12 protein-coding genes and 1 tRNA gene are annotated in these 17860 nt (G+C 43.5%); 6 read left to right on the plus strand and 7 right to left on the minus strand.

From position 1 onward, the window contains the following. Positions 1–597 precede the first annotated feature (597 nt). From pstS to pstB, 4 genes are all read left to right on the plus strand, one after another. A complete protein-coding gene (gene pstS / locus AACT52_RS27190; RefSeq protein ID WP_073627616.1) occupies positions 598–1779 on the plus strand; it encodes a phosphate ABC transporter substrate-binding protein PstS in 1182 nt (393 codons plus the stop codon). Between the two features lie 194 nt (positions 1780–1973). After that, the gene (gene pstC / locus AACT52_RS27195) at positions 1974–2924 is read left to right on the plus strand and encodes a phosphate ABC transporter permease subunit PstC (RefSeq protein WP_073627618.1); all 951 of its coding nucleotides are present in this window, start codon (positions 1974–1976) and stop codon (positions 2922–2924) included. A 19-nt stretch (positions 2925–2943) separates the two neighbouring features. Continuing rightward, on the plus strand, positions 2944–3834 hold the full coding sequence (gene pstA, locus AACT52_RS27200; protein ID WP_073627620.1) for a phosphate ABC transporter permease PstA: 891 nt from the start codon (positions 2944–2946) through the stop codon (positions 3832–3834). Positions 3835–3887: 53 nt separating this feature from the next. Continuing rightward, positions 3888–4694 (plus strand): phosphate ABC transporter ATP-binding protein PstB, encoded by an 807-nt coding sequence (gene pstB, locus AACT52_RS27205; RefSeq protein ID WP_073627622.1) that lies wholly within the window; start codon positions 3888–3890, stop codon positions 4692–4694. Positions 4695–4820: 126 nt separating this feature from the next. On the opposite strand, the gene AACT52_RS27210 is transcribed toward pstB, so the two are convergent. From AACT52_RS27210 to AACT52_RS27220, 3 genes are all read right to left on the minus strand, one after another. Next, positions 4821–4891 (minus strand) — tRNA-Gly (locus tag AACT52_RS27210). Positions 4892–4938: 47 nt separating this feature from the next. After that, complete coding sequence (locus tag AACT52_RS27215; protein ID WP_073627624.1) at positions 4939–6282, minus strand: hypothetical protein; 1344 nt, start codon at positions 6280–6282, stop codon at positions 4939–4941. A gap of 217 nt (positions 6283–6499) precedes the next feature. Then, on the minus strand, positions 6500–10012 hold the full coding sequence (locus tag AACT52_RS27220) for a response regulator (protein WP_073627774.1): 3513 nt from the start codon (positions 10010–10012) through the stop codon (positions 6500–6502). An 885-nt stretch (positions 10013–10897) separates the two neighbouring features. On the opposite strand from AACT52_RS27220, the gene AACT52_RS27225 reads away from it, so the two are divergent. Together AACT52_RS27225 and AACT52_RS27230 are read left to right on the plus strand one after the other, a co-directional pair. After that, positions 10898–11518, plus strand: a complete 621-nt coding sequence (locus tag AACT52_RS27225) for a GNAT family N-acetyltransferase (RefSeq protein ID WP_073627626.1) — start codon at positions 10898–10900, stop codon at positions 11516–11518. Between the two features lie 820 nt (positions 11519–12338). Further along, entirely contained in the window at positions 12339–12893 is a 555-nt protein-coding gene (locus AACT52_RS27230; RefSeq protein ID WP_073627630.1) for a hypothetical protein, read from the plus strand. A 155-nt stretch (positions 12894–13048) separates the two neighbouring features. Here the strand turns inward: AACT52_RS27230 and AACT52_RS27235 are convergent, their stop codons facing one another. The 4 genes from AACT52_RS27235 to gorA form a co-directional block, all read right to left on the minus strand. Continuing rightward, positions 13049–14197 (minus strand): histidinol-phosphate transaminase, encoded by a 1149-nt coding sequence (locus AACT52_RS27235; protein WP_073627632.1) that lies wholly within the window; start codon positions 14195–14197, stop codon positions 13049–13051. 93 nt (positions 14198–14290) lie between these two features. Beyond that, entirely contained in the window at positions 14291–14932 is a 642-nt protein-coding gene (locus AACT52_RS27240; protein WP_073627634.1) for a YqiA/YcfP family alpha/beta fold hydrolase, read from the minus strand. Continuing rightward, entirely contained in the window at positions 14932–16311 is a 1380-nt protein-coding gene (gor, locus tag AACT52_RS27245) for a glutathione-disulfide reductase (protein WP_073627636.1), read from the minus strand. Before gor ends, AACT52_RS27240 begins: the two co-directional genes overlap by 1 nt. Positions 16312–16433: 122 nt before the next feature. After that, positions 16434–17783, minus strand: a complete 1350-nt coding sequence (gene gorA, locus AACT52_RS27250) for a glutathione-disulfide reductase (protein WP_073627638.1) — start codon at positions 17781–17783, stop codon at positions 16434–16436. Positions 17784–17860 lie beyond the last annotated feature (77 nt).

Here is a 17860-nt window from a genome sequence, read left to right on the forward strand (position 1 = left end):
CTGACTCCTGAGTTGAACTCACTACCAACAGGAGGCAGGCACAAGTTCTTCTCATTACCAGCAGGTGAAAAGATTACAAAATTTTACCCTTTGCCAAAGTTTGCTTGAGGCATAGTTGTGAGACCCCCCTATAGTAAGAAGACATTGTTTTAACCAACTACTTGAATAAGAGCAAGAGGCAGACAAAGGCTTTTCCTCAGAAATTGCTATCTCTTGCTCCATGCTTTCTTGTGCCATATTCTGCTTAAATTTCAGCAGGATTGCTATTTTATAAATTTAAACAAGTTAAAAATGCTAATTTGAACACATCTAACTGTCTAAGAGTAATTTTTCATTCTTTAAGAGGATGAACTCTCTACATTACCACCGTCGTGTCACTTGTGTTTGTCTGTGTTCTACTAAAACTAATGTACTAATGTATTATTTGTTCTCCGAATTAACTGATTGCAGCCATAAAGATTGATCCAGTCAAGAAGATTAAACTTTGCAATATTAGGGGTATGAAAAAGTAGTCATTCCAATAATGTTAACCTTATCTTTACTTTGCAGCTGTATAGTATAAACGCTTAGCTGGAAAATTACCAAAACTACACACCCATGTTTTTTCGTGACCCTGTAACTAATTGTTCTCAGTCAACGAGAACAATTTCAGTATTCGCACTGACTATGGCCTTGGCGGCTTGCGGTGGACCGCAAGCGCAAAATGGTGCTAGCACTGGCGAATCCTCTCCTGGTGCTGCTACTAATACAACTGCAACTGCTCCTGGCAAACTAGACTTAGGTGGAAAAGTCTCGTTAACTGGTGCTGGTGCGTCTTTTCCAGCACCTCTCTACCAAACTTGGTTCCAGGCTTTAAACCAAAAATATCCCAATCTCCAAGTTAATTATCAGTCAGTTGGTAGCGGAGCCGGAGTGGAGCAATTTACCAAAGGTACTGTTGACTTTGGTGCTAGTGATGTTGGCATGACGGATGAAGAAATCAAGAAGGTGCAAAACGGCGTACTTTTGCTACCGATGACTGCGGGTAGCATTGTGCTGTCTTACAACCTGCCTGGGGTACAGGGACTAAAACTTCCACGAGATGTTTATAGTGGCATCTTCCAAGGTACTATCAAGTCTTGGAATGACCCGAAAATTACTGCCGCGAACCCTGGTGTTAACCTTCCTAACCAGCCAATCACAATCGTACATCGTTCGGATGGTAGTGGTACCACGGCTGTGTTCACGCAACACCTGAGTGCTATTAGTCCAGAATGGAAGTCCAAAGTGGGCAGTGGCAAAACTGTCAGCTGGCCTGCAGGAGTTGGTGCTAAGGGCAATGAAGGTGTGACCGCCCAAATACAACAAACTCAAGGATCAATTGGATACGTTGAGTACGGTTACGCCCAACAAAATAAACTTAGCTATGCTACTTTGCAAAACAAAGCAGGTCAATTCGTTACACCTACTGATCAATCAGCGTCTAAAACACTGGAATCAGTAACTTTGCCAGCAAATCTCCGTGCCTCGATTACAGATCCAGAAGGAAACGAGTCTTACCCGATTGTCACCTACACTTGGATTTTGGCTTACAAGAAATATCCTGATGCAGCAAAAGCCAAAGCGGTAGAAGCCATGATTGAATACGGTTTGACAGAAGGTCAAAAGGTTGCTCCACAACTAGGCTACGTTCCTTTACCTCAAAACGTGGTAAAACAAGTTGCTGCTGCTGCTGATGGTATCAGTGCAGATTACAAAATTGCTGGTGGCGATGCCGGTGGTGCTAGCGCTAGTAAATAGTGATCAGTAAAAGTCACCCATTCAAAATTGATGAGTGCTCACTTATAAGCTAGCAGTTACGCATTTCATTGACACTAGCCAAATCACTTGGATGCTTGTGACAATTAGCGGAATCCAATGCGTAAATTTTGAATTTTGAATTTCTTGGTGTGGTTCGCTCCCACGTTTTTTGAGTTGATGGGTAAAGTCATTACATGAATACACAAGCCGAGAATCGTCAACCAAAAGTTAAACCTCGCTCTCAAGCAGAAAAGTCAGTAGATCAAGGTTTTATTTGGCTGACTCGGATTTTTGCACTCGCAGTTGCAGGAATTTTATTGTGGATAGCGATTCAGGTTGCCATTCAAGCAATGCCTGCTATCCAAAAGTTTGGTAGTAGCTTTTTAGCAAAAAGCGCTTGGAATCCAGTAAACAATGATTACGGAGTGCTACCACAAGTCTATGGAACTTTGGTGAGCGCATTTATTGGTCTGTTGATAGCAGTACCAATTGGTATTGGCACTGCTGTTTTGCTGAGCGAAAGTTTACTACCCTCATCTGTACGAACGGTACTGGTTTTCTTGGTAGAAATATTAGCAGCTATTCCTAGTGTTGTTTATGGCATTTGGGGAATTTTCGTTTTGGTTCCTTTAACAACAGCTGTGGGAAAATGGCTCAACGCTTACTTAGGCTGGGTACCAATTTTTAGTACCCCTCCTACAGGACCAGGAATGTTCCCAGCAGGGGTCATTTTGGCAATTATGACTTTGCCAATTATTACAGCTATCTCTCGCGATGCGCTGATTTCTGTACCTCCAAGTTTGCGTCAAGCAGCTATGGGACTAGGTGCAACGCGGTGGGAAACAATTTTGAAAGTCATCATTCCAGCTGCCTTTTCAGGTATTATGAGTGCTATCATGCTGGCGCTGGGCCGGGCAATGGGAGAAACAATGGCTGTAACGATGATCATTGGGAACGCCAACGTCATTAATGCCTCGATATTTGCACCAGCTAATACGATTTCTTCTCTGTTAGCAAATCAATTCGCGGAAGCAAGTGGTCTGCAAGTCAGCGCTCTGATGTATGCTGCATTAGTTCTGTTTTTCTTAACCTTGATAGTCAACATTTTGGCTGAGTTAATCGTTCTGCGAGTGAAGCGACTGTAGTATTTGGGTGTATGAAATAATGACTTTTACTTCTGGTGACCATCCCTCTACGGGATTGGCTGGCAGCCTATCTCGCTCTCCCACGTCTCCCCGGACGCTGTTTAGCACGGTGATGACTGTTGTCGCTTTTTTGTGCGGGATATTGGCTCTTTTGCCTTTGATAGCGGTGCTGTCTTACATCATTATCCAAGGGGTAAGCAGTCTGAGACTAGACTTATTTACCAAATTGCCACCACCGCCTTTGGTACCGGGAGGAGGCTTTGGCAATGCCATTTTGGGAACGCTACTCATGGTGGGAATTGCAGCTTTAATTAGCATCCCCTTTGGAGTTTTAGCAGCAATTTATTTAACAGAATTTAGCACTGGTAAGACATCCCGGTGGATTCGCTTTGCGACTAACGTCCTCAGCGGAGTTCCCTCAATCATTGCTGGAGTTTTTGCTTACGGTATTGTAGTGGCTGCAACAGGTGGATTCTCAGCTGTGGCTGGGGGAGTGGCTTTGTCTATTTTGATGCTGCCAATTATTGTACGAACCACCGACGAAGCCTTGCAATTAGTATCGCAAGATTTGCGACAAGCAGCAGTGGGATTAGGTGCGACTAAATTTCAAACTGTCGCGTTAGTGGTTGTGCCAGCCGCTGTACCAGCAATTGTCACTGGGGCAACATTGGCGATCGCCCGCGCTGCTGGAGAAACTGCACCTTTGCTGTTTACCGCTTTATTCTCACAGTACTGGTCCAATGGTATATTCGAGCCGACTGCATCTCTTGCGGTTTTAGTTTTCAACTTTGCAATTTCTCCGTTTAAAAACTTGCAGTCATTGGCTTGGGCTGCGTCTCTAATCTTGGTGCTGTTGGTTCTACTTACTAGCGTTATTGCCCGGTGGGCAACGAGTCGCAAAATTCAATAAGTAAAACTAATTGCAAATTTAACTTTAGTTACAATAAAACCTGTAATTTTTTTATGACAACTGACATTAGAAACGGAAATCAAACTGATACCGTTTTCCGCACTGAGAAACTCAACGTTTACTACAGCAATTTCTTAGCAATACGCGATATTTGGCTTGATATCCCGAAAAATCGGGTAACAGCCTTAATCGGTCCTTCTGGGTGTGGTAAGAGTACTTTGCTACGCTGTTACAATCGCCTCAACGACCTAATTGATGGGTTTCGGGCTGAAGGAAACATTTTATACCAAGGTGAAAATTTGTATGCACCTCACATTGATCCGGTGTTCGTGCGGCGTCAAATTGGGATGGTGTTTCAAAAACCGAACCCTTTTCCAAAGTCAATTTATGACAATATCACCTTTGGACCCAAACTAAACGGCTACAAAGGTGATATGGATGAATTGGTAGAGCGATCGCTCAGACAAGCGGCTTTGTGGGATGAAGTCAAAGACAAACTGCGGCAAAGTGGCTTATCCTTATCTGGAGGACAACAACAGCGCTTGTGTATTGCCCGGGCGATCGCAGTTCAACCTGAAGTTATTTTAATGGATGAACCTTGTTCTGCTCTTGACCCCATCTCCACCTTACGCGTTGAAGAACTGATTCACCAACTCAAAGAGCAATACACAATCGTTATCGTGACTCACAATATGCAACAAGCTTCGCGGGTTTCGGATATGACTGCCTTTTTTAACGTCCAAACGTCAGAAAAAGGAGGTCGTACCGGCTACCTTGTAGAGTATGACCGCACAGAAACAATTTTCCAAAATCCCAAACAGGAAGCTACCAAAGAATACGTCAGCGGTAAGTTTGGTTGAAGATTCCATATTCCTTTTGTCGCAATAACTCGCAATACGCAATAATTTAATAATGCTACATAAAGCACTTCTGGTTTCTAGGCTTCACCTGGAAACTATTTTTATATACTACTTTTATATAAATAAAGCGGGCGGCGGGAATCGAACCCGCATTAATAGCTTGGAAGGCTATAGTTTTACCACTAAACTACGCCCGCAAATTTCCAACCCTAATAACGTAACATAATTCTAGCGAGAAATCAAGCTAGCGGCGATTAATTCTTACACGTACAGGTAGATTGCTCATTACTGGGTTTTTCTCGCCAGTTACAGGGTCTTGATTGGTTGCGGGGACAAATTTTTGACCTTGGTAAATTTCATCCGCATATTTCTGGTATTGGCTTCTTTGCGGTAGCGGTATCTGTTCATCTACTTTGATGAAGATTAAGTTGCCTTGTTTGTCAATTGTTAGCCACACTAAAAAATCTACAGGCTGAACATCGCCTCCTGCGTCAGATAAAACGATATTTAATTCTTTTTGCCTGCTGTTGTCTTCGGGTTGAGCTAGGTTTTCTGGTATATCTCTTTTTAATTTATCAGCTTCTATATCCCAAGTCGCGACTCCTACTCCTTGCCCATTTTGCTCATTCAAAGCTGGCGACTGTTCTGGTTGTACTGGTGGAGCGATATCTTGTAGAGGCGTTTCCTTTCCAACAGCAACCTCACCATCTGGTTTGGGAAGACTACTAGGTGTCCCTTGCGGTTGCTCACCTGTTCCGGGTGAGGAATCAGTACGAGTTGAATCTGTGCTGTTATTCTCGGGATTTAAAGCCTGATTTTGCTCACCTAGTTCTTGATTTGCCTGATTTTGAGTGTCTGTATTTGTACTGTCAGCAGTGTTAGGCTCTGGAGTTGGCTCTGGTTGTTGTGCTTGGGGAGTGACTTCTGGAGTCGGTTCTGGGGTTGGTTCTGGTTGTTGTGCTTGTGGAGTGACTTCTGAAGTCGGTTCTGGGGTTGGTTCTGGTTGTTGTGCTTGTGGAGTGACTTCTGGAGTCGGTTCTGGGGTTGGTTCTGGTTGTTGTGCTTGGGGAGTCTTGACTATAAATGGTTCAGGTTCGCGAGTTGGTTCAGGTGTTGCATCTTGTTGAGGTGATGGTTGTGCTTCCTGCTCGACAACCCGTTTTTGTGAAGATTGCTGGGTTGTATCATCTGCTTTAGGTTGAGAAGTCGTCGCTTTTTTGGTGTTATCGAAAGCGATCGCATTACTATCTTCTACACTAGAAGTCTTTGGAGTAAAATTCTCTTGAGTAGCTGGCTTTGATGACCTAACTACAGTCGGCTTTCCAGTTGTGGAAGCTCTTTTTGACGAAACTGGCTTTGCTTTTGATGGCGCTTTTCGTCCTGACGGAATCTCCACAAACTCTACTGGGATAGGATTTGAAGAACTTCGTTGCGACAGGCTATAGGAATTCGAGCGTAGCAACCAGAATACCAGCAAGTGGAGGGTAACAGAAATTGCGGCTACAGCAATCCACAAACCAGGTGGATCGGTGTGTCGCCTCCGTGCTTTATCTGGAAGAGGAGTTTTGTCAGCAACCGATTGTGTCATAACTAAGGCATGAGTCCTGATTCCTGAGTAAGTGTAGCACTGCCTTATCACGTGTTGTGATTTGTCCGAATAATCACTAACTACTAAACAGTGTCAGTTAATCAGGAGTAATATAGCGCTTCTCGTTTGAATGAAGTACAAATTTATCTGTGTCCATCTGTGTCCATCTGTGGTTTTTATTTCTTGGTGTATTGCACTCAATTGAGAACCGCTATAATTATCGATTAGCTACGAGTTCTGGTTTTACAGCGAAGGTAAGAACAGTTTCGTCTACTCCTTTGAGTTGTAGCGGACTGCATTTCGTCATTTCTTCATCCTGCAAATAATCTGCCACAGCCGCAGAAACCAGAATCGTACCGGGAACAGCAGCTTGTTGCAACCTTGCGGCAATATTCACGCTTGGACCAATTGCTGTATAGTCAGATCGTTCAGCGCTACCAAACATTCCCACAACTGCCGTACCCTGGTGGATACCACAGCGAAATTGTACAGCAGAACCTGCACCAAAAATACCCTGCTCTTTCCAGCGTTGGTTTAAATGTTCAAGCGATCGCAGCATTGCCCTTGCTGTGTTGATAGCGCGACGCACCTGTTCGTTGGGTGTTAGTTCTTCTGGCGCTCCAAACAAAGCTAAAATAGCATCTCCCATAAATTTATCCACAGTGCCGCCGTTATCAAACACGACTCGCGTCATTTCTTCTAAATATTCATTGAGTAACTCTGCTACTCGCCGGGATCTCAGGGTATTTGCCAGTTGGGTAAAACCCACAATGTCACTAAACAACACTGTAATCAAGCGTGGTTCCGGTTGCAAATCCAGGACTAATTCTCCTGCGGCTGCTTTTTGTACCAAAGCAGGGGGCAAAAAGCGCTTGAGTACCGAATCTGTGAGGTAAGTGTTTAACTGCACAACTCGGCGTTCATTTTCCTTCAATGCTAAGAGATTCCGCACCTCTGCCAGAAGTTCCCGATTATTGAATGGCTTAGCTAGATAAGCATCTGCACCATACTCTGTTCCTTCAATGCGAGTTTCCTCATCGGCTTTTGCCGTAAGTAAGATGATTGGTATTCCTTTCAAGTTTTCCTCGTTGCGAATGACTCGAATCATCTCTAACCCTGATATTACGGGCATCATCAAGTCGCTAACTATTAAACTAGGTACAATTTCCTTGGCTAAATGCAAACCTTCTAAACCATTACGAGCAGTTTGCACTTGATAGTTGTTCGCACGCAAAATTTCGGAAACATAAGCTCGCAAATCTGGGTTGTCGTCTACAACTAAGATTAAATGCCCATTCTTGACTTTTGAATCTTGGGTATCAAAGTCTGTTGTATGAGTTTCGCTGTCGTCACCTGTGAGTACCAATTCCAAATCAGCTAATTCCACGCTAACGCGGCTGGTGTTGGGTTGGCATGGTACCTCTAGTACTTGCTCTGCACTCAAGTGAGTGCTTCCGGGGACAAGCCAGACGGTAAAGGTAGTGCCTTTGCCGTAGACTGATTCTACGCTGACTCTACCGCCGTGAAGTTCCACCAATTCTTTGACTAAAGCCAAACCCAAACCACTTCCTTCATAAGAGCGGTTTTCTGAGCCTTCAGCTTGGCGGAAACGCTCAAATAAGTGGGGAATTTGTTCTTTAACTATACCAATTCCGGTGTCTTGTACTTGCAATATGCACTTGTCGTCTACTGGTTGTACGTTAACGCTGATGCTTCCCCCTTGGGGGGTAAATTTCATAGCATTTGACAGGAGGTTGTAAACCACCTTGTCGAATTTTTCTATATCCAAGTACACAGTGGGGCATTCTCCCATTTCAGTGAGCAGGTACAGTCCCTTTTTTTCACAGTAAGGGCGAAACGATTCCACAATTTGACTGACAAATGGAACTAAATTGCAGGGACGGAAACCGGGCTGCATCCTACCAGCGTCTAGGCGTTGCAGATCGAGTAATTGATTGACGAGTCGCAGCAGACGGCGGGAGTTACGCAAGGCGATCGCACTTTGAGCGTAGGACAACCCCTGCTTTGAGGCGACAGCCGCTTCTAATGGTCCTTGAATCAAGGTTATCGGAGTGCGGAACTCGTGAGAAATATTTTGAAAAAATTCGGTTTTTTGTCGATCTAATTCCAGTAAGCGCTCAGCTTGTTCGCGGGTTTTTTGGTAAAGTCGAGACTGCTGCACGGCGATCGCCGCTTGAGCTGCAACTGAAGAAGCTAACTCAATTTCCGATGTCATCCACTGACGTGGTTTATTACCTTGACGCAACGTAATACTACCGATACTTTTGCCGTCAGTAAGTAAAGGAACAACCATGAGCGATCGCGTAGGCACCTTCAAAGGCAAATCAAATCCTTGAATTTCTGGAGGACACAAGCTCATATCAGCAATAAGCACTGGCTGCTGTGTCCGCAACATTTCTTGGAGAATTGGATTTCCCTGAATAGGAGCTTGAGATTGAGGCAGTTGTTGAGTATTAATATTGTCAACACTACCCGAATTTTCCCGCTTTAAGTTTTGAGAATTGTCATACAACCCGACACACTGGACAAACTCATCTTCCTGTGTCCACAAAGACAGAACACAGCCATCTACTTGTAAAGCTTGTCCCAATTGTTGGGTAATAGCCGCAAAAATATCTTGAGGATTAAGGCTAGAGCGAATCGCACTGGTAATCGTATTAATTAGGGCTTCCCGCTTTGCGAGAGCGTGTACTTGCTCATAGGCGCGGGCTTGGGACACAGCTAAAGCAGCCTGATCTGCCACCATCATCACCAACTGCACCTCATCTTCTCCCCAAAGACGGGGCGCTTTGCACTGATGCAGCGCCAGCACCGCCATCAGTTCTTGTCGGCAAATCAGTGGTACCACCAAGCTAGAGCAAATGTTAGCAGCTGCAAAAGCTGCGGCGCGGCTTTGCAACTCGGGATGAGCGCCTTGAATGCACTCATCGCTAGCCACATCATTAATAACCTGAACTTCGCGGGTTTCCCAAACTGTTTGAGCCAGCAACGGGCTTAGAGGAGATGAGGGTGAGGAGGATGAGGAGGATAACGAGGAGACTCCTAATTTTGAATTTTGAATTTTGAATTTTGAATTGATTTCTCCCCCATCTCCCTCATCTCCCTCATCCTGCTGGTAAATAAATCCTTCATCCACCAGTTGCTCATCTTGGAAGGGGCGCAGGAGGCAGACATCTACCTCCAGCATATGACCGACAGTTTGTACAATTGTTTGTAGGATTTGTCGATAGTCTAAAGCGCTGCGAATCGTATTTGTGATAATATTGAGCAACGATTCCTGACGGAGTGTGCGGTATAATTCACGAGTGCGGGCTTTGAGAACATTGTGAGTATCCATTGCTTGGCGTACCACAGCTTTGAGTTCCTCTGCTTGCCACGGTTTGGTGACATATTTGAAGACCTTGCCAGAGTTGATGGCTTCCACCAGGTCTTCAACATCAGTATACCCTGTTAAAATAATTCGGATAATATCAGGATATTGAGTGGCTGTTAAACTCAAAAATTCCGTACCGCTCATCATTGGCATCCGCTGATCGGAGATGATCACGGACACATCTTTCTCTTGCGCTAGCAGATCTAATGCCACTGAACCAGAACTTGCTCTAAGCACGTTATAGTCGCGAGAAAAAGTGCGATAAAGCAACTCAAGGTTGTCAAGTTCGTCATCGACAACCAAAATTTTAGGCAGACTGTTTGCTTGGGATTTCATGCACCGTTTTCCTGCTGCAACGGCAGACGGATAGATAATAATCTGATTGGGTAGAGATGTTTGTAAGTCTCTTCTTCGCACATTGCTAGCGATCGGGCTGTTTGCCCACATAACTGCTCACAATCAAAGCTTTTCCTGACAACCAATTGCCTCAATAGCTTATGTAGATTCCCATTTGCTTTGGTGCACCCCAATTACGTTGATGCTCCCGCTTTAACCTTATACAATAGTTGCTTAGTTGCTAAATCTCTCCTCACCAAAGAGCGAGAACTGTCAAACAAGGTATGCAGCGCTCAACCCTGGGTGAAAAATCTAACTTGTTGCCGCATATTCAGTTTTCCCACCGCAGCACTAACGTTAACATTTGCAAATAAGTTTTATTTACAGCAATCATGGTAAAGTTTGCAATACAACAATAAAATTAAAGAGCAAAGTATACTATTGAACAAATACCCACTTCCAATTTAGCAATCACGACCATCAGCCCGCTATGCTGAATCATTGCCGATAGTATAGGGTTTATAAGTACTGAACCCTGAGTTATCAAAATGTCCACCAGTTCCCTTGCATAAGCCCTGAGTAACTTTTTCAATCATTGCCTTTATCCTACTGGGCACACAGCAATGTTTTGCTTAGAGACCAGATTTTGCCCTGATGTGTTTGTCAAAAAATTTTGTAGGCAATGCTTGTTGCAGCAGATTATACTACAAAAAACAGTGCCAGATATGTTGCTTTTTTCCTGATTGTTGGATATGCTCTGAAGCTTAAGTATAGAGGAACAATATCCAGTATCTATGAGCCAATTTAAAGTTTTCATACAGGTTTGATGGTGTTTTAGGAAATTTGAGAATATTTCTGTAGCATAAAATCAAAACTAAAGTAGCTTTGAAACCCTCGTTTTTTCACTCATCTCATCAAAAACCAGTCTCAGCCGCCGCCCTCCCAGCTTCGTCAAGCCAATTCCAAATTCGTGCGGCAACTGCCGCTGATTTGACTGATGTTGCCCAAATCATTGCCGAAAGCTTTCACTCCCAAAGTGGTTTATTCGGGTGGCTTTTTCCATTATTGCGTTTGGGTATATACGAAGATTTAAGGCATCGTTTGGCATCTCCTGCGCCTCATCACGTGTGCTTAGTTGCCATTGACACGACTGCTGATGCCGCAAGCAACTTAGTTGGAACTGTAGAATTGGGTGTGCGTTTTAGTGATTCTTGGACACAAGTAGGTAAGAGTTTTCCTTACTTGTCTAATTTAGCTGTACACCCAAAATACCGCAGACAGGGCGCTGCTTCTGGGTTACTGACAGGTTGTGAAAAAGTTGCCCTTTCCTGGGGATTCCAAGATTTATACCTCCACGTTTTGGAAAATAACCATCAGGCTGGGCAGCTGTATTTCAAGCTGGGATATCAGGTGCATAAAGTCGAATCCCATTTTGATGCATTCTTTTTAAGACGCTCACGCCAGATTCTTTTGCACAAGCACCTAAATATTGACTCAGCTATTTGAATTCTGTTTTTTTGTGAGTCTTATGGCGTTTGGTGTAGACTTCTAAAACTTTTTCGTGCAAGCTTAAATCATTGCTTGAGTATATAACGCTATCGCATATTCAAATATGCAAAATCAAGATATTTGACGGCGACTAGAATACAACCGTCTGTTTAGGCACCATACATAGAATACAGGGGCTGCCAGAAAGAATATTTTTATGAAAAATTTAGCTAAATTAAGTAAATATACTTAAACAAAGCTCATAAAAAAATTTTATAATCTTTATATCACTGTATAGCGATTTAACTATTTTTCCAATCAGTATTGATTGATAGAGTTTTTCTGATTATATAATATGTTTTCCATTAAAAAAATAATTTAGAGTTTCTATGCAAAGATATTTATTAATATATTAGAACAAAAATATTTATTTTTATTTTATGAAAGTTTTATGGCTTTATACGGTATATATTAGATAATAAATCTAGTATTTCAATAACAAAATAAATAGCAAATAGTTTTTATATAAGAGAGACTATATATTTATGACATCAGGCAAATGACGCTCAAAAAAATTTCAAATCCTTACAAGAACTTCGTATTTCAGATATTTATCTTTATAAAAACTTTAAAAAAATACTCCTTGGGTTGGAGACAAATGCAGTTAAATCTCATAGAATATGATTACTCAATTACGAAAAAAGGTCTATTTATTCTTACTCAAATCCACCACTCAATTCTTGATAGTAAGAAAAATACAAAACGCTGATCCCGCAACAAAATCGTTCTCTATCTAAAGTGCAGCCAATTACCAAACTCATTCAAATTTTGAGAAAAGATGGATAGCGAAAAGCATCAACGCTATCAGACTGCTATGGTATCTACTTATTATCCTGACACCAGTTTCCTTGACTATATTGTCATGCCCGATGGAACTGAGCAATCCTATGGCTCGGATCTTCTAACCATGCTGCTCAGTGGAAAAGTTTTCATGGTTAACAGTCGTAGGCGAAATGGTTTAATACTATTCAAACGTTACCATGCTGAATTTGCTGGTCCTGGGGCGGCTGTAGGCGGCGATTACGATCGTGATTGTCGAGGAGCATTGCCCATAGGCAACCTGTCGTTATTAAATCCTGAATCTCATGAGGAACGGCAGAAAGCCTACTTAATTAGGCGACAGTGGATTCGGTTAATCAAACAAATTACAGAAAACCCAGTACCAGGGCAGCGAGTCCAGAAGATACTAGACCAATTTGAACAATACTTTCCACCAGAAATGGTGACTCAATTGCCAGATGAAGCATTTGCCCTTTTAGTGGGTGTGCTGCCACAAACGGTGGCAATATTACGCCGTTTAGGCAGTGACGTGGATGGCAGTTTTGATGAGTGAGTTTTCGCTGTTTTTGCTTGACTAAGGCACAACTCGAATAGAGGTAAATTTTACATCATATCTAACATGTACGAGATTTTAATAACTCGCAACAGAGTGCTTTTGTCTTAATACTCATCAAAGATTAAATTTCATTTAAATTTTATCTATTTAAATCAACTTAAATCAACTAAAGCAGCTTGTAGTCGATTGAGTGTCCGGACGTTTTCCTCTGGAGTCCCTACAGTAATCCGCAATCCTCCGTTGATTTCCCGCACTAAAGTGCCAGCAGCTTTAAGGTTTTGGTGAATAATTTTTATAGCAGCGTCTTGTGAGTGAGAACCATTTGGTTTGAGACGCACGTAAACAAAGTTCGTCGCGCTTTCCCAAACTTGTAATGTTGAGTGTTGAGATAAAGCTTGAATGAGTTTGGCTCGTTCATTCAGCGTTTGGGGAATTGACTCCAACAGGAGTGTGCGGTTTTCTAGAGCAACTGTTGCTGCCGTTAATGAGAAGCTGGGAAGATTATAGGGTAAGCGAACTTTTTCTAAAATGGCAATCAATTCCGGATGGGCAAGACAATAGCCAACGCGCAATGCTGCTAACCGGAAAGCTTTAGAAAACGTGCGTAACACCACCCAGTTAGGACGCTGTGGTAATTCACCAACAAGGGTATTCTGACTAAATTCAAAGTAAGCTTCATCAATGACAACGAGAATATGCTCGCTCAGACTTCTGATCCATGCCAACTCTGCCTGAGTTAAGGGATTCGCAGTGGGTGAATTGGGATGAACGACAAAAACTGCCCGGATGGGGGGATTTTGAGTTTGTTCTATGGCTACTTGGGCTGCTTGTAAATCAATTTCAAAATTCGCCTCTCTCCCTACCGTCACAACAGGAATTCCGAGAGTTTGCCCCAAAATAGCGTACATGGAAAAAGTAGGTTGAGCAACCAGAATCGAGCCTTGCCCCCCTAAACAACTGGCAATCAGTATCGAGCGTATCAGTTCATCCGAACCGTTGCCAACAGAAATATGGGAAGCAGTGAAAACAGATGGCGAGAGCTTCGCCGACTCATTGACATACTCAGCGATCGCACTTTTGAGTTTTTCATGTCCGCCATCAGGATAACGGTTCGTCTCGATCAGTTGCTCAAAAGTCCCAGCCAGTTTTTCTTTGATTTGTGGTGGCAAATCGTACGGGCTTTCATTCGTGTCCAGCCGGTCAATTTGGGTTGATGGTTGGACGCCTTGATTCGTATTGCTACTGGGGTGAGGTTTGTAAGCGGTAAATTGGGCTAAATCTGACCTGATGAATGGCAGCATGATTAGTCATTAGTCATTGGTCATTGGTCATTAGTCACTGGTCATTAGTAAAAAATAATCAACAAATGACTAAGAATTTTTGATTATACACCTTCACGGTAACTGGCAGAAGATCCGAATTGCCTGCCAAATTTCTGACATAACATTACCTAAACCGTGGTCGCTGTCAAGTTCCATCAACTCTACCCAAGGACGCTTTTGTGCAAAGTCGCGACTGGCTTGAATGGGAATCACATCATCGTGTCGTCCATGCAGGATAAGAGTGGGGATCGGGCGTTGCAATGCCTCTTCTTTGTATTGACTAGCGTCTTTTACGAAATCGTAACTTAGAGGAAGTTTTTTCTCGTCTCCATAGTGGTCAACCATGAGATATTTTTCTTTTTGCCAACGCTGTAGTGTCTCATCTCCTAACTTAGGCAACCAATGAGATAAGAACCCGAAAGCTGGTGCCAAAAGAACGAGGTGTTGCACTTGTGGATATTGCTGTCCCAGATGGGCAGATGTCAAACCGCCCAAACTGGAACCAATGAGCGTGACTGGCGTAGAATCATGACTGAATTGGGACGCAACTTGAGAAAGCTGGCGAGTGATTGTTAAATGAGAAAAATCGCCAGCATTCAAATCGGGAATTTTCAGCTTGATATTGGCTTGTGCAAAGTAAGTGCAGATGTACTGTGCTTTGGCAGAATTAGGACTCGATGCAAAGCCGTGAAGGTAGATGTAGTGCAAGGCAATTACCGCATGGTAACGAATTCTTCTGCTGATGTGGGATGGATACCGACGGTGGCATCAAAGTCTTTTTTGGTTGCGCCCATTTTCACAGCGATCGCCACGCCTTGAATAATCTCACCTGCGCTTTCACCCACCATGTGAGCGCCTAGCACTTTGTCGGTGTTGGCATCCACTACCAACTTCATCATTGTCTTTTCTGATGCACCTGTCAAACTGTGGAATAACGGGCGGAAGCGAGTGCGATAGGTTTTGACTGCGTCGTCTCCTAATTGAGAACGTGCTTCAGCTTCGGTCAAACCGACTGTAGCAGCTTCGGGTGTAGAAAATACGGCTGTGGGGACATTTTGGTGATTAAAGACACGGCGCTGATTGCCGAATTCACTATCTGCAAAAGCACGACCTTCACCTATGGCTACAGGAGTGAGATTGATTCTGTCAGTAACATCACCTACGGCGAAAATATTCTCTTGGGAAGTTTGACTGTATTCGTTAACCGCTATAGCATTCATGGTGCTATACCCAGGTCCTTCAATAGAACTGGGAACGACATCAACTCCAGCGTTTTCTAAATTTAGTGCTTCTATATTAGGCGAGCGACCTGTTGCGACTAAAAATACGTCGGCAATGATTGGTTCAGTATGTTCTCCAGATAACGTCAGCTTCAAGCCTTCTGGTACGCGTTCCACGGCTTCTACCAGGGTATTCTTGATGAACCGTACTCCCTGGTTCATCATCCCTTCTTGTATCTCAAGCCGGATGTCTTCATCAAAGCCTTTCAAAATCAAGTCTTTGCGGATAATTTGCGTCACTTCACTACCTAATCCGCGCATAATAGAGGCAAATTCCGTGCCAATATAACCAGAACCAATGATGGCGATATGTTTTGGTTGTTCTTTCAGGTGAAAGATTTCGTTCGAGGTGATGCTATATTCCATCCCTGGTAAATCTGGTTTGAGGGGACGTCCTCCCACAGCAATCAAAATTTTGTCTGCTGTGACTTTGCGTCCGTCCACCTCTACAGTGTGCGGATCGACCAGCGTAGCGCGACCTGGAATCAGTTGGACTCCTGCTTTTTCAAGGAAGTTGATGTGCAGTTGTGACAGTCGCCGAACTTCCTTATCTATTGTTGTGATGAAATGTTCCCAATCCAGTTGTGCTTCACCTACCTTCCAGCCATAACCTGCTGCATTATGAAACAATGCGGGAAAGTGGGAGCCATAAACCATAAGTTTTTTGGGAACGCAGCCACGAATCACACAGGTTCCGCCCACCAAATCATTTTCGGCGATCGCTACTTTTGCCCCATAGCTTGCAGCGCGTTTGGAAGCAGCCAAACCCCCAGAACCGGCACCAATGACAAATAGGTCGTAATCATATGTCATATCAAGCTTTCCTTTGAGAGTCATCAAAAAAATTTGATACCACTTTACCAACGAAACTCACATGTCGTAGGGTAAGATGGTATCCTTTGAAAAAGGTCTTGAGGCAGGACTAAGTTATTCCCTTAAAGGGACATAAGAAGAAACTCCTCAGCCGTTGTTGGATGAATGCCAATTGTCTCATCTAGGTCTTGCTTGGTAATACCCTTACGAATGGCAACAGCGAGACTTTGAATAATATCTGCTGCGTGTTCACCAACCATGTGAGCGCCTAAAACACGCTCAGATTCACCTTCAACAACTATCTTAATGGTAGCTTGTTCGTTCTTATCAGTGAGTTGAGAGAGTAAAGGTTGAAAGCGATCGCAGTAGCATTTGACAGATTCACCAAATGTTTCGCGTGCTTTTGCCTCCGTCATACCTACACTTGCTGCTTCTGGGCGAGCAAAAACAGCAGAAGGTACTTGCTCATAATCGACTTTTTGCGGTTTTTTGCCGAAAACTGTGTTGGCAAAAGCAATACCTTCTGCCCTAGCGACTGGGGTTAATTGCAGGCGATTTGTGCAATCACCTACGGCAAAAATATTTTCCGCAGTTGTGCGGCTGTATTCATCGACTTTGATTGCGCCTTTTTCCCCAAGTTCTACTCCAGCATTTTCTAAACGAAGGTTTTTGGTATTTGGGGCGCGCCCTGTAGCAACGAGTATAGTATCTGCTGCAATTGTTTTTCGAGAGTCGCCAGTCGTGGTTAACAGCAGTCTTTCTTCTGAGTATTTGATTTGTTTAGCGGTGCTGTTGCCAATAAAGCGAATTCGCCGTTTGCTCAAACCTTCTTGAACGCCAATGCGGATGTCATCATCAAACCCTGATAAAATTGTCTCATCTTGATCGATGATTGTAACTTCACACCCAAAAGCATTCATCATGCTGGCAAATTCCACACCAATGTAGCCACCGCCAATAATTGCGAACCGTTGAGGTAAGTAGGGTAAGTGAAACATCTCGCGGGATGTGATGGCGTATTCAATGCCTGGAATGTTTGGTTTGATGGGATACCCGCCTACAGCAATTAAAATCTTGTCAGCTGTATATTCGGATTGATTAATCTCTACAGTATGAGCATCTCGGAAGGTGCCATCACCCCGAATGAGTTCAACTCCTGCTTTTTGCAACTGTTCAAAATAGGACTGGTGAATGCTTTCGATGTGCTGATCTACGGATTTGATAAATTTCGTCCAGTCAAAGTAAGTTTCGCAGTCACTCCAACCGTAGCTTAGCGCCATTTGGTTTTGCAGCGCCAAGTCAGCAGCTTGGACAATCAGTTTTTTGGGTACGCAACCGCGATTGACACAAGTGCCACCAATCGCTTCTTTTTCAGCAATAGCGACACGCGCACCGTAGCTTGCTGCTTTTTTAGCTGCTGCTAGTCCTCCAGGACCAGCACCAATTACAAACAGATCGTAATTGAATGTCATGACTTTCGGGAAGAATGAAGAGCGAAAAACGGCTTTTTGGTTCTATCTTCGACTTATTCCAATCACAAGAGCATCTA

Origin of the sequence: Scytonema sp. HK-05 (assembly GCF_963872035.1) — a bacterium.
In the GTDB taxonomy this organism is placed as follows: domain Bacteria; phylum Cyanobacteriota; class Cyanobacteriia; order Cyanobacteriales; family Nostocaceae; genus Kalymmatonema.

What these genes read in the sequence shown, in the direction of transcription:
- pstS (WP_073627616.1), top strand. Translation starts at nt 598, where the DNA reads ATGTTTTTTCGTGACCCTGTAACTAATTGTTCTCAGTCAACGAGAACA.
- pstC (WP_073627618.1), top strand. Translation starts at nt 1,974, where the DNA reads ATGAATACACAAGCCGAGAATCGTCAACCAAAAGTTAAACCTCGCTCT.
- pstA (WP_073627620.1), top strand. Translation starts at nt 2,944, where the DNA reads ATGACTTTTACTTCTGGTGACCATCCCTCTACGGGATTGGCTGGCAGC.
- pstB (WP_073627622.1), top strand. Translation starts at nt 3,888, where the DNA reads ATGACAACTGACATTAGAAACGGAAATCAAACTGATACCGTTTTCCGC.
- AACT52_RS27215 (WP_073627624.1), bottom strand. Translation starts at nt 6,282, where the DNA reads ATGACACAATCGGTTGCTGACAAAACTCCTCTTCCAGATAAAGCACGG.
- AACT52_RS27220 (WP_073627774.1), bottom strand. Translation starts at nt 10,012, where the DNA reads ATGAAATCCCAAGCAAACAGTCTGCCTAAAATTTTGGTTGTCGATGAC.
- AACT52_RS27230 (WP_073627630.1), top strand. Translation starts at nt 12,339, where the DNA reads ATGGATAGCGAAAAGCATCAACGCTATCAGACTGCTATGGTATCTACT.
- AACT52_RS27235 (WP_073627632.1), bottom strand. Translation starts at nt 14,197, where the DNA reads ATGCTGCCATTCATCAGGTCAGATTTAGCCCAATTTACCGCTTACAAA.
- gor (WP_073627636.1), bottom strand. Translation starts at nt 16,311, where the DNA reads ATGACATATGATTACGACCTATTTGTCATTGGTGCCGGTTCTGGGGGT.
- gorA (WP_073627638.1), bottom strand. Translation starts at nt 17,783, where the DNA reads ATGACATTCAATTACGATCTGTTTGTAATTGGTGCTGGTCCTGGAGGA.